Here is a 19,863-nt window from a genome sequence, read left to right as displayed (position 1 = left end):
CGAGTAAGGACAACAACATGTCTATCTTCCTCAACAAGGACTCCAAGGTCATCGTCCAGGGCATCACCGGCGGCGAGGGCACCAAGCACACCGCCCTGATGCTGAAGGCGGGCACCCAGATCGTCGGTGGCGTCAACGCGCGCAAGGCGGGTACCACCGTCTCGCACACCGACAAGGACGGCAACGCCGTCGAGCTGCCGGTCTTCGGTGGCGTGGCCGAGGCCATGAAGGAGACCGGCGCCGACGTCTCGATCGCCTTCGTGCCGCCGAAGTTCGCCAAGGACGCCATCATCGAGGCCATCGACGCGGAGATCCCGCTGCTGGTGGTCATCACCGAGGGCATCCCGGTGCAGGACACCGCCTACGCGTGGGCCTACAACGTGGAGAAGGGCAACAAGACCCGGATCATCGGCCCGAACTGCCCCGGCATCATCACCCCCGGCGAGGCGCTGGTCGGCATCACCCCGGCCAACATCACCGGCAAGGGCCCGATCGGCCTGGTGTCCAAGTCCGGCACGCTGACCTACCAGATGATGTACGAGCTGCGCGATTTCGGCTTCTCGACCTCCATCGGCATCGGCGGCGACCCGGTCATCGGCACCACCCACATCGACGCCATCGAGGCGTTCGAGAAGGACCCGGAGACCGAGCTGATCGTGATGATCGGTGAGATCGGCGGCGACGCCGAGGAGCGGGCCGCGGCCTACATCAAGGCCAACGTCACCAAGCCGGTCGTCGGCTACGTCGCGGGCTTCACCGCCCCCGAGGGCAAGACCATGGGTCACGCGGGCGCCATCGTCTCCGGTTCGTCGGGCACCGCCCAGGCGAAGAAGGACGCGCTCGAGGCCGCCGGCGTGAAGGTCGGCAAGACGCCGTCCGAGACCGCGGCGCTGGCGCGCGAGATCCTGGAGAAGGCAAGCGTCACCGCCTGATTCGGTCAGGGCCCGGAGGCGGTAGCGCAGCGTCACCATGTAGGGCCCCCGAATCAGGCGAGTTCGACACCGCTTGATTCTCGATTCCATCTGATGGATCTTCGAAGGCCGCTTCCGGTTCGCCGGCGGCGGCCTTCGTCGTTATCCACAGGCGGCGATTCTCTCCACAGGGGAATCGCTCGGTGATGACCTCCGCGCCACAGTGCAGTAGCGTCAGGAGGGAATCAGTCGTGAACACACATGTATGACTCGACCTAGGAGACGACGACATGTCATACCCGACCGGGGGCTCCGGGTACAACGCGCCCGCGCCGACGCCCTCCGCTTCCCCCAACCCCGGCCAGTCGCCGGCCGGCGCAGGTACCGAATCCGGTGCCGCCGCCAAGGGGCTGCCGTTCTTCCTGACGATCGGCGTGGCTGCGCTGGGTGTGATCAGCTTCCTGCTCGGCTTCCTGCCGTTCCAGGGCGCCAAAGAGGGCGGATCGCTGTTCGGCGACGGTTCGGACGAGACCGAGAACGCTTTCAACTCGATGCTCGGTATCACGCCGCTGCTGACCATCGTCCTGATCGCCGCGCTGCTGGCCGGACTGTCGCTGTTGCCGAAGCAGAACTGGACCGGGGCCGCCGCCGCTGTGTCGGTGGCCGCCTTCTTCGGTCTGCTTTTCCAGTCGTTCAACCAGATCGAGGGTATCGAACTCCAGTGGGGCGCTTGGGTCCTGCTGTTCTTCGTGTTCGTCCAGGCGGCCCTCGCGGTCGCGGTCCTGCTGTTCGAGGCCGGCATCATCAAGCTGCCCGAACCGCGTCCGGCCGCGCAGCAGGCGCAGGCCGGCTACGGCCAGCAGCAGCCAGGTTACGGTCAGCAGCAGTACGGCCAGCAGCAGGGTGGTTACGGCCAGCAGCAGTTCGGCCAGAGCCAGCCGGGCCAGGCCGGTTTCGGTGGCGGTCAGTACCCGTCGCAGCCGTCCTACAGCCAGCCGGGCCAGCAGCCGACCTACGGTCAGCAGCCCTACGGTCAGCAGCAGCCGTCCTACGGTCAGCAGCCGGGTTACGGTGCGGGCCAGCAGCAGTCGCCGTACGCCGGTAGCCAGCAGCAGTCGCCGTCGGAAGGCGCCACCCAGCAGTTCGGTGGTCAGCCGCAGTACGGCCAGCAGCAGTACGGTCAGCAGCAGCCGCAGCAGGGCCAGCAGGGCCAGCCGTTCGGCGGCGAGCAGAATGCCGATCCGGCCGCCGATCCGACTCGGGCGTTCCGTCCTTCGGACGACAACAAGTAATCCGGCGACCACACGGTTGTCATCGGTGCTCTCCCGGCGCCCGGCGCGCCTGACCCGCTCGCGCCGGGAGAGCTGCCAACCTGAATCTTCATGAGCTCCCCGCGGAATTCGCTTGTCCGACGGACCGCGCCGGTCCGATCCGAGCCGGAGCCGCCGGTCGATGAGCCCGGCTTTCTGTCTCTCACCCCCGAACGCGCGCGGGTGTTGTCACTCGTCGCCGCCCGACCGGCCGCCTTCGGGCTCGCGGCCATCGTCGTGGCCATGCTCGCCACCCTGTTGGCCTCCGGCAGCGGCCTTTCCGGTATTTCCGGTGCCATCGCGGGCAGTTGGCTCGCCGTGCACCAGGTGCCTGTCGTCATCGGTGCCACCACGCTCGGCGTGCTGCCGCTGCTGCCGACCGCACTGATGATGTGGGCGTGCGCACGCGAATGCGCGCACGCCGTCGAACCCGATCCTTCTCGCGCCGACCTGGCCTGGCTGGTCGCCGCGGCCGCGGGCGGGCCGCTGCTGGTCACCGCCGTCTGTCTGGCCGTCACCGAGGACGCCTCCGGTGTGCTGCCCATGCAGCCACCGAATCCGCTGATCGCCTTCGCCTGGGTGGGCGGGCTGCACCTGGTGGCCGCCGGTTGCGGTATCGCCGCCGGGCTCTGGCCCGCCGGCGCCGACCGGCTGCCGTACTGGGTGGTGGCCGCCGGTTACGTCGCTGCCCATACCGTGCTGCGGATCCTCGGCGCCGCCGCCGTGGTCACCGTCGTTTCGCTGCTCGCGCACTGGTCCCGGATCGGGGACAGCTATTCCGGCGCGGGCAACGCGGGCGGCGTCATCGGGCTGACGGTGCTCTCGCTGCTGTATCTGCCCAATGTGGTGATCGGCGCGGTGGCCGTACTGATGGGGGCGGGCGTCGAATTCGGTGAGGCCTCGGTGGGCGTTTTCTCCGTGGTCGGTGGTCCGGTGCCGACGATGCCGGTGCTCGCCGCCCTGCCGACCGGTCCCGCGGCGGGCTGGTGGCCGGTGCTGTTGCTGATCCCCGTCGTCGCCGGTGTGATCGGTGGTCTCGATACCGCCCGCATGTCACCCGACCGGATCGTCGCCCCGTGGTCCACCCTCGCGGGTGCGGCGTCGGCGACGGTGGTGCTGGTGCTGCTCGGCGCCGTGGCCGGCGGGGAATTGGGCACCTTCGGCCGGATCGGCCCCGATCTGCCGATCTTCGCCGTCGTCACCTTCGTCTTCCTGGCGGTCACCGGTTATGCGGGGTTGGTCTTCGCGCGGCTGTTCATCACTCCGGTCGGCACGCCGATCCCTGGGTTCGGCTACGACGACGAGGACTACCCGGACGACGAGTACGACGAAGACGACTACGACGACCCCGACGACGACTACGACGACTACGAATTCGACGACTACGACGACGGCCCCGAACTGACGGTGGAACTCGACGCCGAAGTCGTCGAGGAGCAGCCCGCACTCGACCACCGCACCGAACGCCCGGCCGAGCCACCAGCCGAGATCGTCGACGCCGAGGTGGTCGAGGCGGACCTGCCGGAAAGTGGCCGAACCGAGGATCGTTAGGCTCTACGGCGGTGGCAACGATCCGGCCACCGCCCGACCCGACTTCCAGGAGTAGAGCGCTGACCTCCCCGGCCCCATCCGAAAAGGCCCCGGCCACCGTCGTCGTCCTCGCCTCGGGCACCGGATCGCTGCTGCGCGCGCTCATCGAGGCCACCGCGGCGCCGGGCTACCCCGCGCGGATCGCCGCCGTCGGGGTCGACCGGACCTGCGCCGCGACCGAGCACGCCGCCGCCGCGGGCATCCCGCATTTCCGCGTCGCGCTGGCCGACTTCCCCGACCGCAGCGCCTGGGATACCGCCCTGACCGACGCGGTCGCGGCCTATGAACCGGATCTGGTGGTCTCCGCCGGTTTCATGAAGATCCTCGGCCCGATGTTCCTGAAGCGGTTCGGCGGACGCATCATCAACACCCATCCGGCGCTGCTGCCTGCCTTCCCCGGCGCGCACGGCGTCCGCGACGCGCTCGCCTATGGCGTGCGGGTCACCGGGTCGACGGTGCACCTGGTGGACGAGGGCATCGACACCGGCCCGATCCTGGCGCAGGAGGCGGTCGAGGTGCTGCCCGATGACGACGAGGCCACCCTGCACGAGCGCATCAAGGTTGTCGAGCGACGGTTGCTGGCGGAGGTTGTCGCCGCCGTCGCCACCCGAGGCATTGTCTCCGACGGACGAAAGGCAGTAATCCCAGATGAGCGAGTTTCCCGGTGAGTGAATCCAGCGACCGCAAGCCGATCAGCCGGGCGCTGGTGAGCGTCTACGACAAGACCGGGCTCGTGGAGCTCGCGACCGGCCTGCACGAGGCCGGCGTCGAGCTGGTCTCGACCGGGTCGACCGCGGCCCGCATCGCCGACGCCGGAATTCCGGTGACGAAGGTCGAAGACCTCACCGGATTCCCGGAAACCCTCGACGGCCGGGTCAAGACGCTGCATCCGCGGGTGCACGCGGGCATCCTCGCCGACACCCGGAAGAGCGAGCACGTCGATCAGCTGGTCGAGCTGGGCGTCGAGGCCTTCCAGCTGGTGGTGGTGAACCTCTACCCGTTCACCGAGACCGTGGCCAGTGGCGCGGCGCCCGACGAATGCGTCGAGCAGATCGACATCGGCGGTCCGTCGATGGTGCGCGCAGCGGCCAAAAACCACCCGTCGGTGGGTGTGGTCGTCGACAGTGGCGACTACGAGCAGGTGCTCAGCGCGGTGCGCGCGGGCGGTTTCACCCTCGCCGAGCGGACGGCGTTGGCGGCCAAGGCCTTCCAGCACACCGCGAACTACGACGTCGCGGTGGCCAGCTGGATGACCAGCGTGCTCGCCCCCGGCACCGAACGCTTCCCGGACTGGATCGGCGGCAGCTGGGATCGTGCCGCGGTGCTGCGCTACGGCGAGAACCCGCATCAGGAGGCCGCGCTCTACACCGCCAACGACGGCGCACCCGGCCTGGCGCAGGCACGTCAGTTGCACGGCAAGGAGATGTCGTACAACAACTATGTCGACGCCGACGCTGCCTGGCGCGCGGCCTACGACCACACCGATCCCGCGGTGGCGATCATCAAGCACGCCAACCCCTGTGGCATCGCGCTCGGCGCCGACATCGCCGAGGCGCACCGCAAGGCGCATGCCTGTGATCCGGTGAGCGCCTACGGCGGCGTGATCGCGGCCAACCGTGAGGTCACCGTGGAGATGGCCCAGCAGGTCGCCGAGATCTTCACCGAGGTGATCGTCGCCCCGTCCTACGCCGACGGCGCGGTAGAGGTGTTGCAGCGCAAGAAGAATGTGCGCATCCTGGTCGCCGAGCCGCCGCGCCGGGCCGGTGTCGAGCTGCGGCCGATCAGCGGCGGCGCGCTGTTGCAGCAGCGCGACATTCTCGATGCCGAGGGCGACGATCCCGCGAACTGGACCCTGGTCGCCGGCGAGCCTGCCGACGCCCAGACCTTGGCCGATCTCGCCTTCGCCTGGCGGGCCTGCCGTGCGGTGAAGTCGAACGCCATTCTGCTCGCGCACGACGGCGCCTCCGTCGGTGTCGGCATGGGCCAGGTCAACCGGGTCGACGCGGTCGGGCTGGCCGTGCAGCGGGCCGGCGACCGGGTCAAGGGTTCGGTAGCGGCTTCGGATGCCTTCTTCCCGTTCCCGGATGGGCCGGAAGCGCTCATCCAGGCCGGCGTGCGGGCCATCGTGCATCCGGGCGGTTCGGTGCGGGATCAGGAGACCATCGACGTCGCGCGCGCGGCGGGTGTCACCGTCTACCTGACGGGTTCGCGCCACTTCGCACACTGAGATCCCGTTAAGAGGCGACGCCGTGTCTGTTCACCTGCCCGGACACGGCGTCGGTCGTTTCCGGGACACGGCCGAGGTGGGATGATCACACCGCGTGCGCCGCGCCGCGCAGCTGACCCGCCGGTCATGCGACCAGCGGCCGACCTCGTCGCGCTACCGTGGATCGCCCAACGCTACGCCGCGCTGCGTACTTCCCGATCGCCCACCGGCGCCTGCAACTGCAGCTCCAGCGTCCCGAACACGGCGATCATCACGCACATCTTGCCCACCGCGTCGGCCCGTGTGCCCGAACGCAATTCGATGGAGACGGCCTCATCGGTCTCGGTGACAGTGGCGTCGACGCCGTAGCATTCCGGCGCCCCGGTGTCGAAGCTGATCGCGATCCGGTTGCCGGGCAGCGCGGTCCACGAAGTGAACGGGATGGGATGCGGGCCGACGATGGTGGGGTCGGCGGTGAACGGTTCACCCGTGGCAGCCGCCGGGTTCTCGGTCGGGGTGCTCGGTGCGGTGGTACTCACCGGACTTGTAACCTCTTGTGCCGCATCGTCATCGGAATCGCCGCAGGCAGCGACGGTCAGGACGGTGACGGCAACGGCGAGCAGGGTGGCACAGCCACGGCGCAGCGACATGGGCACACCTTAACTCAGGCGTCCGCCGCGGCTGCTGCGCGTTCGCCCGGCAGACGACAAGGCCCCCGATGCCGCATCGGGGGCCTTGGTCGTTGCGGGACGCCGGTGCCGTGAGTATCGCGGTGCCGCGAGCTGGTGGACGCGGCGGCGCGGGTCAGCGGCTGGTGAACGGGAGCAGCGCCATCTCCCTGGCGTTCTTGACCGCCACCGCCACCTGTCGCTGCTGTTGCGGGGTGAGGCCGGTGACGCGGCGGCTGCGGATCTTGCCGCGGTCGGAGATGAAGGTTCGCAGCAGGTTGACGTCTTTGTAGTCGACGGTCTCGATACCGGCGGCGATCAGCGGGTTCTTCTTCGGCTTGCGGGCCTGTTCGGCTCGGACCTTCTTCGACGGTGCTCGCTTGACTGCCATTAGTCGGGTTCCTTACTCACGAGATCAGGGTTTCTACCAGCTCGATTTGTGCACACCGGGCAACTCTCCCCGATGGGCCATCTCGCGTACACGTACCCGAGAGAGCCCGAACTTCCGGAGATGTCCGCGCGGTCGTCCGTCGGCGGCGTCCCGATTGCGCAATCGTACCGGACTGGCGTCGCGGGGCAGGCGCTGTAGGGCCGACTGGGCGGCGGCCCGGTCGGCGTCGGGGGTGGCGGGGTTGCGGATCAGTTCCTTGAGCTCGGCCCGTCGCGCGGCATAGCGGGCGACGATCTCCTTGCGCTGTTCGTTGCGGGCGATCTTGGATTTCTTCGCCATCAGCGTTCCTCGCGGAAGTCCACGTGCTTGCGCACGACGGGGTCGTATTTGCGCAGCACCATGCGGTCGGGGTCGTTGCGCCGGTTCTTGCGGGTGACGTAGGTGTAGCCGGTGCCCGCGGTGGACTTCAGCTTGATCACCGGGCGCAGTTCGGTCGATTTCGATGCCATCGTGGTTCTCCGCTCAGATCTTGTCGCCGCGCGCGCGGATGCGGGCCACTACGGCCTCGATCCCGTCGCGGTCGATGGTCTTGATGCCCTTGGCCGAGACGGTGAGCGTGATGCGGCGGTCCTCGCTGGGCAGGTAGTAGGTCTTGCGCTGGATGTTCGGGTTCCAGCGGCGGTTGGTCCGCTTGTGCGAATGCGAGACGGATTTGCCGAAACCGGGCCGGCGGCCGGTGACCTGGCAGTGGGCCGACATGGCGGGCTCCCTCCATTAGGTGATGACAATCGTTTTCGACAACGACCGTTCGGCACTGTACCGTGTGGCGAGCTGTTAATGAAAACCGTTACCGAAAGGGGTTGCTGTGATTCCCGATCGCAGAACACCGGTCGTGGTGGTCGCCGGGTCCTCCGGGCGCGCCACCGAGGGTGTCGACCAGGTGGCCCGTGCGTTGGGCGCTTCCCCCGGCACCGTCGTCGTCCGCCACGATCTGGCCGAACTGCGGGAGGGCATCGTCCGCCGAACGGTGCGCGACGGCGGCAGGGAGAGCGTCGAGGTGCTCGAGCTTGCCCACGGGTGTGTCTCGTGCACGCTGCGCGCGGATCTGCTCCCGCTGCTGTGCACCCTGGCCGCCCGCGATTCGGTGACGCGCATCGTGCTCGCGCTGGACCCCGCCTTCGAGGCGGAAGCGGTATGTCATGCCATCGAGGACGTCGTCGTCGCCGGTGTGGTCGGCCGGGTTGACGGTCCCGCTCGGCGTGACGTGCGCATCGAGGCCGTGCTGACCTGCGCCGATGCTCGCGTGTGGCTGGCCGACGCGACCGGCGACGAGACCCTGGCCGAAAGCGGTCTTGCCACCGCCGACGACGACCGCACCGTGGCGCAGGTGGCCGTCGGCCAGGTCGATTTCGCCGACGCGCTGATCGTCACCGGCGCCGACCAGGTCGACGTGCTGGACCGCGAACGGCTGGGCGCCGTCCTCACCCGGCTCGTCCCGCAGGCTCCGGTGCACTGGTGTGCGGCCGACGCGATCGGCCCGGCCGAGGTCGACGCGCTGCTCACCCGGATCCCGGCGGATTCGCGTCGCGGCCGGATCTTCGACGCCCACGCGCCGCTGCTGCGCGGTCAGCCACCGCTGGGTACCGAGCACGGGGTGACGCTGGTCGAATTCGCCGCAGGTCGCCCGTTCCATCCCGCGCGTCTGCACGAAGCGCTGGATGTGCTGTTCGACGGTGTGGTCACCGCACGCGGGCGGTTGTGGCTGGCCACCCAGCCCGACGAGGTGGTGTGGCTGGAATCGGCCGGCGGCGGTTTGCGGGTCGGCGGCGCGGGCCGCTGGCTGGCCGCGATGACGCCGGAAGAACTCGCCGAGGCCGATCCGGACCGCCGGGCCATGGCCGCGCTGCGCTGGGACGACCGCTTCGGCGACCGCGATGTCTCGCTGGTGGTCCTGGTGCACGACGCCGACCCGGCCGATATCCGGCAGGCCCTGCACTGGGCATTGGTCGAAGACGACGAATTGCGGTTGGTGGAGCGCGCACCCGAGCGGGTGGCGCAGTGGGACGACCCGTTCGGCGAGTGGCATGCCGACCCGTGCGAATCCGCCGAGTCGACCGGGCTGCCGATCGCCGGAGATCAACGCGGCGCCGAGTGAAGCACCGAATCCGGTCGCGTCGCGCGCTTCCCGTGCGCACAGGACATCGACCGCACGACAGAAAGGACGATCGATGAAAGCAGGGATTCATCCGGACTACCACCCGGTGGTGTTCGAGGATTCGAGCACCGGCAAACAGTTCCTGACCAGGTCCACCGCGACCAGCGACCGGACCGTGGTCTGGTCCGACGGACAGAGCTACCCCTTGCTGGTGGTCGACGTCACCGCGGATTCACACCCGTTCTGGACCGGCGCCCACCGGGTGCTCGACACCCAGGGCCGGGTGGAGAAGTTCGAGCGCAAATACGGCAAGCGGGCGCGCGGTGCGCAGCCCCAGCCCGGACGAGGGGAGGGCTGACATGGCGGTTCCCAAGCGCAGGATGTCGCGGTCCAATACCCGCAGCCGTCGCTCGAACTGGAAAGCGACGCCGCCGGACCTGGTGCCGGTCACGGTCGGTGGTGTCGTGCATCGGGTTCCGCGCCGTCTGGTCCAGGCGGTGCGTCGCGGGCTGATCGACCCGGAACGGATCTGAGGGATCCGTTCGCCCGCAGTGCGAAGGGGCGGCGTCACGCGATCGTGACGCCGCCCCTTCGCATGTCGCCGGAGTGATCAGCCTTCTTGTTCTTTGAGCTGAACCAGGGCAGCGGCGAGCTGGAAGAACTTGTTGTTGCCCAGATCCGCGATCGTTTTGATCTTCAGGGCATCCAGCAGCTGCTTGTCATGAGCCTCGGTCAGGCCGGCGAGCGCCGACGGGGGCGCGGCGAGGATTTCCGCGAGGGACTTGTTCTCGTACTCCTTGTCGAGCACCTTGTCGAGCACAACGTTGACGGCCATACGAAACTCCTTCGGACGAACCTGCATGTGCGCCTGCGACGATAGCGCGCGCGATGGCGTCAGGGGGTCTGAAGTCGAGAGGAAGTCGGCTACCGGCGCGCCACTATTTCCCGGCTGTTCACCCGGCGTGCTCGCCCGGCGTTCGCGGCGCTATGGCAATCAGTTGGTTATCCTTGCTGGTGAAGCGACTTGGCGATACAGTCGAAGGGCCGATTGCGATCAGATTGCCAGCTCTCGAAATTCATACTGAGAGTTGGTTTTTGGCCTGGGTAAAAGTCCTGTTGCACTGATGATTTCGGGATAGCCCGCCGGTACCCTCGTTCGAGAGGGCGGGTTCTCCCGAAAGGGAGAACCCGCTCATCGCCAAGAACTCTCCCGGCACTCGCCGAAACCCCCGCCTCCGCCGCGATTCTCGCCGCGCGTGAGGACACGCGAGCTCAGCCGCGATCCACGTCGGCGGCTCCGTCGGGACCCGCCCCTTCGCACCGCGGCAGACCAGGCACCACCGCACCGACCCGCCGCAGCACCTCACCGATCACCGCGACCGGCAGCGACAACAGCCACCACAGCGACGGTCCGGCCAGCTGCTCGACCCGCTGCACCAGATCAGCGACCGTCGCCTCCAAGTCGCTGACCTCGGCGCGCAATTCCCCGATCTGCTCCCGCAACTCACGCAGCAGCGCTTCCTGCTCGGCCGTCACCACATCCCCCGGCCCCGCCTCAGCGCGCCGGCTCGAGCACCGGACGCGGCGCCGGATCCACCGTGGCCAGCTCCCGCCGATCCGGCGCCACCAGCACCGCGGTGATCGGCAACGCCAACGCCAGCGAACCGAGCACGAACATCGGGAACACGAAGTCGAACAACTGCATCCCGGCCGGAGATTCGGCGGCATCGTCGAGGGTGAACCCCAGCGCGGCCACACCGGTGTAATAGACGCCTGCCACCCCGGCGGCGAACAAGACGATCGTGCCGATCCGCGCCGCGAGCACCTGCATCGACTGGAACACCCACAGGCATCCGGTCGCGACGATCACCGCGATCACCGTGGCCACCACCAGCAGCCACACCGTCAGCTCCACCGAGCCCTGCACATCCACCGACGACACCTGCAGGTACTGCATCAGCCCGGCGCCGAGCCCCATCACCAGCCCGCCGGCCACCAACCGCGGCAACCGCAGCTCGCGCCCGACGATCACCAGCCCCGCGAACACCGCGATGACGATCACCGCCAGCGAAACGCCCAGCGTGGCCGCGTCATAGCGCAACACTGTCCCCGGCACCGCCACCCCGAGCAGCGGCACCGCGGTCGCCAGCCAGATCCCCACGCCGCCGATCGAGATCGCCGCTGCCCCCAGCCAGACCGGACGGAACCGGGCCGAACGCCTGCCGTGCACTACACACGCCAGACCGACCAGCGCGCCGAGCGCGGACACACCGAGCGAAAGCCCGATGAGCCAGTACCCCATGGCGAACCACTCCATCTCGGCGTTCGCCTCGGCCGCGAGCAGACCGGTCGCCGAAGCCAGCGTGTCAGCCATGCCTGGCGGCCCCTTCCAGTTCCATGGCCTGCAGCTCCGAGATCGCGTACTCGGTCACCGCGGCCAGCGCCTGCCGCACCTCGACGGCGTTGCGGGCGTCGATATCCACGATCGGCACACCGGGGCGCACCGACAGCGCCTCACGCAGTTCCGCGATCGGGAAACGCGGCGCGTCCGGGAACCGGTTGACCGCGATCAGGAACGGCAGCTTACGCGCCTCGAAGAAGTCGACCGCCGCGAAACTGTCCTCCAGCCTGCGGGTATCGATGAGCACGACGGCACCGATGGCGCCACGGATCAGGTCGTCCCACATGAACCAGAAACGACGCTGGCCGGGCGTGCCGAACAGATAGAGCACCAGGTTGCCCGGCAGGATGATCCGGCCGAAATCCATGGCGACGGTGGTCGTCTCCTTCTCCGGCGTATCGGCAAGATCGTCGATACCGTCGGAGAACCGGGTGACCATCGCCTCGGTGCGCAGCGGAACGATCTCCGAGACCGCACCGACGAAAGTGGTCTTGCCCGCACCGAAACCACCGGCGACGACGATCTTGGTCGACGCGGTGCGGTTGTCGGTGTCCTCGGGCGCGGAGCCCCGATCCGGTCTCCTATAAGGCACGGAGTCCACGCAATGTCCTCTCCATCAGGGAACGGCGTTCGTCATAGCTCGCCTGTTCGGTCAGAGTCGAATGCACTCGCAGGTTCCCGTCCACGACGAGATCGCCGATAACGACCCGGACCATACCGAGCGGACGATCCAGGTGTGCGGCGATTTCGGCAACTGAGAGCAGGTGCGCACCGAGACGCAGGATCTCGATGCGGATGTCACCGGAGGGCCAATCACCGCGCGGGGTATAGGAGATGGTCTCGATGACCGCCTCCAGCGGCAGGTCCACCGCGGGCTCGGTGCGCCCCGACGTCAGGGCATAGGGTCTGACGCGAGTGGTCGGCCGGTTGTACGGGCCGGAGCCGAATGAGGACATGGGTCACTCAGACGGCAGTGCGGGCGGTGGCGGAGACCACCGAGCCCACTCGATCGACCAGCAGCGCCATCTCGTAGCCGATGCGGCCGATATCGTGCGACTTGTTCGCCAGCACCGCCAGATGCGAGCCGTTGCCGACGCTCATCACCAGCAGATAGCCGCGCTGCATCTCCACGATCGACTGCATCACCTTGCCGCCGTCGAAAAGCTGTGCGGCACCGGTGGACAGACTCGCGAGACCGGCGGTCACCGCGGCCAGCTGTTCGGCGCGGTCGGCGGGCAGATGCGGGCTGGTGGCCTGCAACAGGCCGTCCGCCGACACCAGGACCGCGTGGGAGACACCGGGTACGTCCCGGGTGAACCGGGCGACCAGCCAGTTCAGGTTCTCGTCCGTGGTGCTGTTCGGGTTCGGGTTGGTCATGCAAGCCCTCCGTCGTTGTGCTGCGCTTCGGCCCGCCCGCTGCGGACCCCACTGAGATGCCTGGTCAGGTTGTTCCGGATCTCCTCCGGGTCACGAGTGCCCGCTTCTTCGACCGGGGCCAGGCCACCCGGCACCAATTGCGCACCCGGCCTGCGGATCGGCAGGCCGCCGACGGTCCGGCCGCTGGTGGTCGGCTTGGCGGCATCCTCGGCCGCCGTCCAGCCCGCGTCCGCGGGGGAGGACCAGGTGCCGGTCGACGGCTGGGCGGTGGCGGGCTCGACCAGCCACTCCGAGACCATGCGCTGATAGATCGGGGTCGGCGAATCGCCGCCGACCGGCTGCAGACGCGTCGAGGTCGTGGTCGCCGCCGCGGATTCGGCGGTGACGGTGACGGTCTCGGGCTGCTGCGGCTGCTGTACCGAAGGCGTCTGCTGCGGCTCGTCCCGCACCGGAGCCGGACGCCGGATCGGCAGGCCGGACCCGGCGGTGGTCGGCCGCGGTTGCGGCTGCGCCGGTGGCGCCGTGGTCTCCGCTGGTGGCGCCGTCGTCTCGGCCTGCGGTGCCATGGTCTGGGCCTGTGGCGTCACGATCGGGTGCTCGGTGGTTTCGGCCCACAGGCCCGTCGGCTCTCCCTCCGGTTCGACGGAGACGATCCGGTTCGGGCCGGTCTCGGCGTCGCCCGGATGCGGCTCGGGCGTCGGGGGGCCGAACGGGGCGTTGCCGGAACGATCCTCGGCATCGGAGCGTTCGGCACCGGAATCGGTGCGCGCACTCGCCGGCACCGAGACCGACGGCTGCTCCGGCGACTCCGCCACCCGGATGGACGGGCGACGCTGCGGCAGGCCGTTACTCGTCGTACCCCACGTCGACAGCGGCACCGGCTCGGATTCGGGTGCGGGGGAGGGCGCTTCGGGCAGGCTCGGCACCGACACCAGGGTGCGCTGCGGCGGCGTGCCCGGCGGCAGCGCCGCGAACGGATCGGTCGGCGGCTTGCCGTCGGTGTCGTCCATCGCGGGCGCGACCAGAGCGCCGGGCAGATGCACGCTCGCGGTGATACCGGGCTGCTGGGCCATCGTCGAGGTGCGGCGCAGGCTGACGGTGATGTTGTGCCGCTTGGCCAGCCGGCCCACCACGAACAGACCCATCCGGCGGGCGGTTTCGACGGTGACCTCACCACCGGAGGCGAGGCGCTCGTTGGTGGCCTGAAGGTCCTCGGCCGACATGCCGAGGCCGCGGTCGGTGATCTCGATCAGGTAGCCGCCGTCGACGGCGCGCGCGACCGTCACCGCGACCGGCGTGGTCGGCGGCGAGTAGCGCAGCGCGTTGTCGATCAGCTCGGCGAGCAGATGCTCGATGTCGACCGCGGGCTCACCGGCGACGATTCCGTCGGGCACGGTGCCGATCTCGACCCGCTGATAGTCCTCGACCTGGGAGACCGCACTCCACAGCATGTCCGACAGCGGCACCGGCTGCAGCTGGCCGCGGCGCAACGCCGTACCGGCGAGCACCAGCAGGTTGTCGCCGTTGCGGCGCATGCGGGTGGCGAGGTGGTCGAGGCGGAACAGGCTCTGCAGCCGTTCGCTGTTGTCCTCGTCGTGTTCGAGATCCTCGATCAGCGCCAGCTGCTGTTCCACCAGCGACTGGCTGCGCCGCGACAGGGTCTCGAACATGTTGCCGATCTGCACGCGCAGACGGGCCTGCTCGGCGGCGAGATTGAGCGCCTGCTCGTGCATTTCGTCGACGGCTCGGGCCAGCTGGCCGATCTCGTCGGTGGTGTGCACGGCGACCGGGGTGATCTTGGGGGTGGTGCCACCGGCGCGCACCACCGACAGCTCGTCGGGCAGCTTGACGTGCGCGACCTCGAGCGCGTCGCGCCGCAGCCTGCGCACCGGGACCACCAGGGTCCGGGCGACGGCCAGCGCCAGCGCCAGGCCCGCCAGCAGCACCGCCATCACGATCGTGGTCTCGCGCAGGGCGCTGTTCTGCGCGGTGGTGGTGCGGTCGAGCAGCGCGGCGTCGATGATGTCGGTCAGCTGCGCGGTGGTGGCGTCATAGGTGTCGGCGCTGACCTGCAACGAGTCGAGCACCGCCGGATTGCTCGCCGGGTCGGCGGTGTTCTGGCTGAAGGTCGCCAGACGGGTCTGGACAGCGTCCAGCAGCGGCCGCATGTTGCCCGCCAGCTCCGGCAGAATCTGGCCGTACTGGTAGATCATCGTCAGCTCGGCGCCCGCGGAGGTGAGCACCCTGGCCCGCATGCTCGGGTTGCGGGCGGCATCGGGTGAGCTGATCAGCATGCGCTGCTCGGTGAGCACGCGGCGCGCGGTCTGAATCGTGGTCAGCTGGAGAAAGTATCGCTGGATGACGAGGTCTTCCACCGACGGCGACAGCGCGAGCGCGTTACCGATGCGCATGCCGATCTCGTCGGCCTGATCGCCGACCATGGCCGGTGATCCGCTGCGCAGACTGTTGCGCATGGTGGTGCCGATGGCCACCGCCGAGGACAGCTCGGAGGTGACCTTGCTGCTGACCCCGGTGTCCTGGAGGGCGGTTTCCATGTCCGCCAGGGCCTGATCGAAACGGGTCAGCGCGGCGTCGGTGCGCGGATCGGCGGGGTTGCCCCAGCTCGATGTCGCGGTTACCGCGAGATGTTCGGTGGCGGTGCCGAATCTCACGATCGGCCGGATGATGATGGCCTGTTCGGTGGCCGCGTCCAACTGGTCCATGGTCTGGAGTTCATTGTTGATCCGCAGTACCGCGAACGCGGTGGCCAGTACCACCGGCAGCACGAGCACGATGCCGACCTTGCGGGTAACCGACCAGTTGGGCAGGCTGAATTGCCAGGGTCGCGGTGCAGCTTCCATCCGCTTGTGTCGCCTCCGCATCACGAGTGACCCCGGCCGTGCGTGGGGAGTTCTGGATTCGATGTGAACCGCGCCAGAACCAACCTGAGGTCTTCTTTTTACCGCAGGGAACATACCCCGCAGCGGGAGCATCGGCAATCTGGACGTTCCCCACGTTAAACCTCGAATATGGCCGAGCAGAACAAGATTCGCGAACGAATGATCTCGCGCGAGCGCCGCGGCCGTGCAATCCGGTAAATGCGCAGGTCACGATCAGTTGTCGGCGGACGGGCAAACATTTCTGCCGTGGAACGCCGTGGTGGCGGCGTGTCGGAGCGGCCCTCTCAGTCCGCTCTCAGTCGATGCGGTCAAACTGGTGACATGCGCATTCTGGTAGTCGACGACGATCGCGCCGTCCGGGAATCGCTGCGGCGGTCGCTGACCTTCAACGGCTACACCGTCGACCTCGCGGTCGACGGTGTCGACGCATTGGACAAAGTCACCGCGCAGCGACCGGACGCGCTCGTCCTCGATGTGATGATGCCGCGCCTGGACGGCCTCGAGGTCTGCCGCCGTTTGCGCAGCACCGGCGACGATCTGCCGATTCTGGTTTTGACGGCACGGGATTCGGTTTCCGAACGAGTCGCCGGTCTCGACGCGGGCGCCGACGACTATTTGCCGAAACCATTCGCACTCGAAGAATTGCTCGCGCGGTTGCGTGCGCTGCTGCGCCGGCGCACCAGCGATCCGGGCGAGATCTCGGAAACAATGCGGTTCGCCGATCTGTCGCTGGATCCGGTCACGCGGGAAGTGCTGCGCGGATCTCGTTCGATCAGCCTCACCCGCACCGAGTTCTCACTGCTGGAAATGTTGATGGCCAATCCGCGCCGGGTGCTGACCCGCGGCCGGATTCTGGAGGAGGTGTGGGGCTACGACTTCCCCACCTCCGGCAATGCCCTCGAGGTCTACATCGGCTACCTGCGCCGCAAGACCGAGGCCGAGGGCGAACCGCGGTTGATCCACACCGTGCGCGGTGTCGGCTACGTACTGCGGGAGACACCGCCGTAGGCGGGCGAGGACATGGCACGTTCAGCTTCCAAACGGCCGGGTAAATCCGGCACCGCCGCGGGCGTGGCACCGCTGGGACAGCCCCGGCGCGGCGCCGAGCCCGCGCCCATGCGCCCGCCGACGCCGCTGACCCGCACGGTCTCGCTGCGCTGGCGGGTGACGCTGCTGGCCGCCTCGGTGGTGGCCATCGCCGTCGCGGTCACCTCCATCGCCGCCTACGCCATGGTGGCGCGCGCCCTCTACGGCGACGTCGACGCCCAGTTGCGCGCCAGGGCCGCCACCATGATCAGCGGCGATATCGACAGCATGGCCTTCCAATCGCTCGGGGTGGCGACGCTGTTCTCCAACAACATCGGCGTCGGCCTGATCTACCCGTTCTCGGTGTCCTCGCCGACCGCGCCGGAGGGTGAGCGTCCACCCGACAGCCTCCCGGTCTACATCCCGCCGCAGCCGACCAAACCGCCCATCGGCACCGAGGAGATCGCGGTCGCCAAGGGCGAACAGACGTCCTCGCTGCGCACCTACAACAACCAGCGGGTGCTGGCCAGGCGCATGGATTCGGGTGTCACGCTGGTGATCTCCCAGCGTCTGGAACCCACCCGTGAGGTGCTCGACCGGCTGGCCTGGCTGCTGTTCGTGGTCGGCGGGTGCGGTGTGCTGCTGGCCGCGGCGGCGGGCACCGCGGTCGGGCGCACCGGATTGCGGCCCATCGCCCGGCTCACCGCGGCCACCGAGCGGGTGGCCCGCACCGATGATCTGACGCCGATCCCGGTCACCGGTGACGACGAGCTGGCCCGGCTCACCGAAAGTTTCAACACCATGCTGCGCGCCCTGGCCGAATCCCGCGACCGCCAGCGCAGGCTGGTCGCCGACGCGGGCCACGAGTTGCGCACCCCGCTGACCTCGCTGCGCACCAATATGGAACTGCTGATCGCCGCGGGCAGGCCGGGTGCGCCGCGGATTCCGGACGAGGACATGGCCGAGTTGCGCGCCGATGTGGTCGCCCAGATCGAAGAGCTGTCCACCCTCGTCGGTGACCTGGTCGACCTGGCACGGGAAGACGCGCCGGAAACCGTCTACGAGCGCGTCGATCTCGGCGAGGTCGCCGAACGCGCGCTCGAACGCGCGCGCCGCCGCCGTGGCTCCATCGAGTTCGTCGCGGCGCTGCGGCCGTGGTTCGTCTACGGCCACGAGGCCGGGTTGGAGCGAGCGATCCTCAACGTGCTCGACAATGCCGCGAAGTGGAGCCCGGCCGGAGCACAGGTGCGGGTCGGGATGGCCGAGGTCGGCCGCGGGCTGCTCGAACTCTCGGTCGACGACGCGGGTCCCGGGATCCCGCCGGCCGAACGCGAGCTGGTGTTCGAGCGGTTCTACCGGACCACCGCCTCGCGCTCGATGCCGGGCTCGGGCCTCGGGCTCGCGATCGTGAAACAAGTCGTGACAAAACACGGCGGCACCATCACGATCGATACGTCCGAACGTGGCGGCGCGCTGATCCGCATCGTGCTGCCCGGTGAGGCGGCGCCGGCGGCGGCCGCCGAGGACGAGGCGGATCGGTAGGCCGAACGAGGCGAGCCGTTCGATCCGCAGCGAACTTCAAGCACGGTCTCAGTCCGCTCTCAGCAGTCGGCGTCACGCTGGATGGCACGACGTGAGAAAGAAACGAGTAACCATGACCGAGGATTTCACCGATCGACCGTATGGCCCGCAACCCGGTGCCGTGCCGCCGCCGGGTTACCACTCGGCGCCCGGTCCGCAGGGCCATCCGTACGGCCAGGCCCCGGTTCCCGAGCCGCAGCCCGCCCCCAAACGTCCGGTCCGCACCGGCCTTGTCGCGGGCGCGGTGGCGCTGGCGCTGGTCAGCGGTGGTGTCGGCGGCGCGGTCGGGGCGCTGGTCGCGGGCAACGACGGCGGCGGCACCACCGTCACCAACGCCCTGGACGCACCGAAACCCAAGATCGACAACGCCTCCACCGCGCCGGCCGGCTCCACCCAGGCGGTGGCCCAGCGCGTGCTGCCGAGCGTGGTGATGATCAAGGTCGCGAGCAACCGCGCGCAGGGGGAGGGCTCGGGGGTCGTCCTGTCCTCGGACGGTCTGATCCTGACCAACAATCACGTCGCCGCGGGCGGCGGCCCCGGCGCGAAGATGGAGGTCTCCTTCGCTGACGGCAGCACCGCGTCCGCGACCATGGTCGGCGCCGATCCGGTGTCCGATCTCGCCGTGATCAAGGTCGAGGGCAAGACCGGCCTGACCCCGATCGAACTCGGCAGCTCGGCCGGTCTGCAGGTCGGCCAGCCCGTCATCGCGGTCGGCTCACCGCTCGGCCTTGCCGGCACGGTCACCACCGGCATCGTCTCGGCGCTGAACCGGCCGGTGTCCACCTCCGGTCAGCCGAGTGCCGACCCTTCGACGCCCAACCCCGTCATCGACGCCATCCAGACCGACGCCGCGATCAACCCGGGCAATTCCGGCGGTGCGCTGGTCGACGCCACCGGCAAACTGATCGGCATCAACACCGCGATCGCCACGCTCGGCGGCTCCGATCTCGGCGGCCAGCAGAGCGGCTCGATCGGGCTCGGCTTCGCCATCCCGGTCGATCAGGCCCGCCGCGTCGCCGAAGAGCTGATCGAGACCGGCCGCGCCACCTATGCCCAGATCGGCATCACCGTGCCGCGTAACGACAGCGTGCGCGGTGCACGGGTGCTCGAGGTGACCCCCGACGGGCCCGCCGCCAAGGCCGGGATCCCGGCCGGAGCGGTGGTCACCCGCATGAACGACCGCACCATCGACTCCGGCGACGCCTTGGTCGCCGCCGTCCGTTCCAGCCGACCAGGAGACAAGGTGAGCGTGACATATACCGATGAACAGGGCGGAAACGCCAAGACGGTCGAGGTGACCCTCGACGCGGTGTCGACGGGGGGAGTGCGGTGATGCAGGTAGTGCAC

23 protein-coding genes are annotated in these 19,863 nt (G+C 68.9%); 11 read left to right on the top strand and 12 right to left on the bottom strand.

Annotated elements, in window-relative coordinates; genetic code table 11:
• Positions 1–17 precede the first annotated feature (17 nt).
• From sucD to purH, 5 genes are all read left to right on the top strand, one after another.
• Positions 18–932 (top strand): succinate--CoA ligase subunit alpha, encoded by a 915-nt coding sequence (gene sucD, locus RJ05_RS21815; RefSeq protein ID WP_036540074.1) that lies wholly within the window; start codon positions 18–20, stop codon positions 930–932.
• 269 nt (positions 933–1,201) lie between these two features.
• Positions 1,202–2,203, top strand: a complete 1,002-nt coding sequence (locus tag RJ05_RS21810) for a DUF5336 domain-containing protein (RefSeq protein WP_036540073.1) — start codon at positions 1,202–1,204, stop codon at positions 2,201–2,203.
• A gap of 90 nt (positions 2,204–2,293) precedes the next feature.
• Positions 2,294–3,772, top strand: coding sequence for a cell division protein PerM (locus RJ05_RS21805; RefSeq protein WP_036540072.1), 1,479 nt, complete (start codon positions 2,294–2,296; stop codon positions 3,770–3,772).
• An 11-nt stretch (positions 3,773–3,783) separates the two neighbouring features.
• Positions 3,784–4,479 carry a phosphoribosylglycinamide formyltransferase gene (purN, locus tag RJ05_RS21800; protein ID WP_373365077.1) on the top strand — a complete coding sequence of 232 codons (696 nt, stop codon included), beginning with the start codon at positions 3,784–3,786 and terminating at the stop codon, positions 4,477–4,479.
• Positions 4,476–6,038: a bifunctional phosphoribosylaminoimidazolecarboxamide formyltransferase/IMP cyclohydrolase gene (purH, locus tag RJ05_RS21795; RefSeq protein WP_036540070.1), complete on the top strand. Its 1,563-nt coding sequence runs from the start codon at positions 4,476–4,478 to the stop codon at positions 6,036–6,038. Before purN ends, purH begins: the two co-directional genes overlap by 4 nt.
• A 173-nt stretch (positions 6,039–6,211) precedes the next feature.
• Here purH and RJ05_RS21790 read toward each other — a convergent pair whose 3' ends face one another.
• From RJ05_RS21790 to rpmB, 5 genes are all read right to left on the bottom strand, one after another.
• On the bottom strand, positions 6,212–6,667 hold the full coding sequence (locus RJ05_RS21790; protein WP_036540060.1) for a hypothetical protein: 456 nt from the start codon (positions 6,665–6,667) through the stop codon (positions 6,212–6,214).
• A gap of 154 nt (positions 6,668–6,821) precedes the next feature.
• Positions 6,822–7,076 (bottom strand): 30S ribosomal protein S18, encoded by a 255-nt coding sequence (rpsR, locus tag RJ05_RS21785; protein WP_036540059.1) that lies wholly within the window; start codon positions 7,074–7,076, stop codon positions 6,822–6,824.
• A gap of 33 nt (positions 7,077–7,109) precedes the next feature.
• Positions 7,110–7,415: a 30S ribosomal protein S14 gene (gene rpsN / locus RJ05_RS21780; RefSeq protein ID WP_036540057.1), complete on the bottom strand. Its 306-nt coding sequence runs from the start codon at positions 7,413–7,415 to the stop codon at positions 7,110–7,112.
• The gene (gene rpmG / locus RJ05_RS21775) at positions 7,415–7,585 is read right to left on the bottom strand and encodes a 50S ribosomal protein L33 (protein ID WP_036540055.1); all 171 of its coding nucleotides are present in this window, start codon (positions 7,583–7,585) and stop codon (positions 7,415–7,417) included. Before rpmG ends, rpsN begins: the two co-directional genes overlap by 1 nt.
• Positions 7,586–7,598: 13 nt before the next feature.
• A complete protein-coding gene (rpmB, locus tag RJ05_RS21770) occupies positions 7,599–7,835 on the bottom strand; it encodes a 50S ribosomal protein L28 (protein ID WP_014352957.1) in 237 nt (78 codons plus the stop codon).
• A 106-nt stretch (positions 7,836–7,941) separates the two neighbouring features.
• On the opposite strand from rpmB, the gene mrf reads away from it, so the two are divergent.
• The 3 genes from mrf (at position 7,942) to rpmF (ending at position 9,764) form a co-directional block, all read left to right on the top strand.
• Positions 7,942–9,231: a ribosome hibernation factor-recruiting GTPase MRF gene (mrf, locus tag RJ05_RS21765; protein ID WP_036540053.1), complete on the top strand. Its 1,290-nt coding sequence runs from the start codon at positions 7,942–7,944 to the stop codon at positions 9,229–9,231.
• Positions 9,232–9,304: 73 nt separating this feature from the next.
• A complete protein-coding gene (locus RJ05_RS21760) occupies positions 9,305–9,589 on the top strand; it encodes a type B 50S ribosomal protein L31 (protein ID WP_036540051.1) in 285 nt (94 codons plus the stop codon).
• Between the two features lies 1 nt (position 9,590).
• Complete coding sequence (rpmF, locus tag RJ05_RS21755; protein ID WP_036540048.1) at positions 9,591–9,764, top strand: 50S ribosomal protein L32; 174 nt, start codon at positions 9,591–9,593, stop codon at positions 9,762–9,764.
• Between the two features lie 77 nt (positions 9,765–9,841).
• Here the strand turns inward: rpmF and RJ05_RS21750 are convergent, their stop codons facing one another.
• The 7 genes from RJ05_RS21750 to RJ05_RS21720 all read right to left on the bottom strand — a co-directional run bounded on the left by RJ05_RS21750 (position 9,842) and on the right by RJ05_RS21720 (position 15,870).
• Entirely contained in the window at positions 9,842–10,066 is a 225-nt protein-coding gene (locus RJ05_RS21750) for a hypothetical protein (RefSeq protein WP_036540046.1), read from the bottom strand.
• A gap of 437 nt (positions 10,067–10,503) precedes the next feature.
• On the bottom strand, positions 10,504–10,767 hold the full coding sequence (locus RJ05_RS21745) for a hypothetical protein (RefSeq protein WP_130917840.1): 264 nt from the start codon (positions 10,765–10,767) through the stop codon (positions 10,504–10,506).
• 19 nt (positions 10,768–10,786) lie between these two features.
• Positions 10,787–11,605: an MHYT domain-containing protein gene (locus tag RJ05_RS21740; protein WP_051016802.1), complete on the bottom strand. Its 819-nt coding sequence runs from the start codon at positions 11,603–11,605 to the stop codon at positions 10,787–10,789.
• Positions 11,598–12,224: a GTP-binding protein gene (locus RJ05_RS21735; RefSeq protein ID WP_014352951.1), complete on the bottom strand. Its 627-nt coding sequence runs from the start codon at positions 12,222–12,224 to the stop codon at positions 11,598–11,600. The genes RJ05_RS21740 and RJ05_RS21735 overlap by 8 nt, the downstream gene beginning before the upstream one ends.
• Positions 12,214–12,588, bottom strand: a complete 375-nt coding sequence (locus tag RJ05_RS21730; RefSeq protein WP_036540042.1) for a DUF742 domain-containing protein — start codon at positions 12,586–12,588, stop codon at positions 12,214–12,216. Before RJ05_RS21730 ends, RJ05_RS21735 begins: the two co-directional genes overlap by 11 nt.
• Before the next feature lie 7 nt (positions 12,589–12,595).
• Positions 12,596–13,009, bottom strand: coding sequence for a roadblock/LC7 domain-containing protein (locus RJ05_RS21725; protein WP_014352949.1), 414 nt, complete (start codon positions 13,007–13,009; stop codon positions 12,596–12,598).
• A complete protein-coding gene (locus RJ05_RS21720; protein WP_036540125.1) occupies positions 13,006–15,870 on the bottom strand; it encodes an ATP-binding protein in 2,865 nt (954 codons plus the stop codon). The genes RJ05_RS21725 and RJ05_RS21720 overlap by 4 nt, the downstream gene beginning before the upstream one ends.
• A 360-nt stretch (positions 15,871–16,230) precedes the next feature.
• Here RJ05_RS21720 and RJ05_RS21715 point away from each other — a divergent pair, with 360 nt between their 5' ends.
• The 3 genes from RJ05_RS21715 (at position 16,231) to RJ05_RS21705 (ending at position 19,849) form a co-directional block, all read left to right on the top strand.
• Entirely contained in the window at positions 16,231–16,917 is a 687-nt protein-coding gene (locus tag RJ05_RS21715) for a response regulator transcription factor (RefSeq protein WP_036540040.1), read from the top strand.
• 12 nt (positions 16,918–16,929) lie between these two features.
• Positions 16,930–18,477, top strand: coding sequence for a HAMP domain-containing sensor histidine kinase (locus RJ05_RS21710; protein WP_051016801.1), 1,548 nt, complete (start codon positions 16,930–16,932; stop codon positions 18,475–18,477).
• 112 nt (positions 18,478–18,589) lie between these two features.
• Positions 18,590–19,849, top strand: a complete 1,260-nt coding sequence (locus tag RJ05_RS21705; protein WP_036540035.1) for a S1C family serine protease — start codon at positions 18,590–18,592, stop codon at positions 19,847–19,849.
• Positions 19,850–19,863: the final 14 nt, after the last annotated feature.

This window comes from Nocardia cyriacigeorgica NBRC 100375 (genome assembly GCF_000308555.1).
Taxonomy (GTDB): domain Bacteria; phylum Actinomycetota; class Actinomycetes; order Mycobacteriales; family Mycobacteriaceae; genus Nocardia; species Nocardia cyriacigeorgica.
This window is presented reverse-complemented; position numbering and strand designations above follow the sequence as displayed.

Bases quoted from the DNA above. Each gene is read 5' to 3' on its own strand.
- RJ05_RS21710 (WP_051016801.1), top strand. From the start codon at position 16,930: ATGGCACGTTCAGCTTCCAAACGGCCGGGTAAATCCGGCACCGCCGCG.
- RJ05_RS21730 (WP_036540042.1), bottom strand. From the start codon at position 12,588: ATGTCCTCATTCGGCTCCGGCCCGTACAACCGGCCGACCACTCGCGTC.
- rpmF (WP_036540048.1), top strand. From the start codon at position 9,591: ATGGCGGTTCCCAAGCGCAGGATGTCGCGGTCCAATACCCGCAGCCGT.
- RJ05_RS21715 (WP_036540040.1), top strand. From the start codon at position 16,231: ATGCGCATTCTGGTAGTCGACGACGATCGCGCCGTCCGGGAATCGCTG.
- RJ05_RS21720 (WP_036540125.1), bottom strand. From the start codon at position 15,870: ATGGAAGCTGCACCGCGACCCTGGCAATTCAGCCTGCCCAACTGGTCG.
- RJ05_RS21760 (WP_036540051.1), top strand. From the start codon at position 9,305: ATGAAAGCAGGGATTCATCCGGACTACCACCCGGTGGTGTTCGAGGAT.
- rpsN (WP_036540057.1), bottom strand. From the start codon at position 7,415: ATGGCGAAGAAATCCAAGATCGCCCGCAACGAACAGCGCAAGGAGATC.
- RJ05_RS21805 (WP_036540072.1), top strand. From the start codon at position 2,294: ATGAGCTCCCCGCGGAATTCGCTTGTCCGACGGACCGCGCCGGTCCGA.
- RJ05_RS21740 (WP_051016802.1), bottom strand. From the start codon at position 11,605: ATGGCTGACACGCTGGCTTCGGCGACCGGTCTGCTCGCGGCCGAGGCG.
- rpsR (WP_036540059.1), bottom strand. From the start codon at position 7,076: ATGGCAGTCAAGCGAGCACCGTCGAAGAAGGTCCGAGCCGAACAGGCC.
- rpmG (WP_036540055.1), bottom strand. From the start codon at position 7,585: ATGGCATCGAAATCGACCGAACTGCGCCCGGTGATCAAGCTGAAGTCC.
- RJ05_RS21790 (WP_036540060.1), bottom strand. From the start codon at position 6,667: ATGTCGCTGCGCCGTGGCTGTGCCACCCTGCTCGCCGTTGCCGTCACC.
- RJ05_RS21725 (WP_014352949.1), bottom strand. From the start codon at position 13,009: ATGACCAACCCGAACCCGAACAGCACCACGGACGAGAACCTGAACTGG.
- RJ05_RS21705 (WP_036540035.1), top strand. From the start codon at position 18,590: ATGACCGAGGATTTCACCGATCGACCGTATGGCCCGCAACCCGGTGCC.
- rpmB (WP_014352957.1), bottom strand. From the start codon at position 7,835: ATGTCGGCCCACTGCCAGGTCACCGGCCGCCGGCCCGGTTTCGGCAAA.
- RJ05_RS21750 (WP_036540046.1), bottom strand. From the start codon at position 10,066: ATGGCCGTCAACGTTGTGCTCGACAAGGTGCTCGACAAGGAGTACGAG.
- RJ05_RS21810 (WP_036540073.1), top strand. From the start codon at position 1,202: ATGTCATACCCGACCGGGGGCTCCGGGTACAACGCGCCCGCGCCGACG.
- sucD (WP_036540074.1), top strand. From the start codon at position 18: ATGTCTATCTTCCTCAACAAGGACTCCAAGGTCATCGTCCAGGGCATC.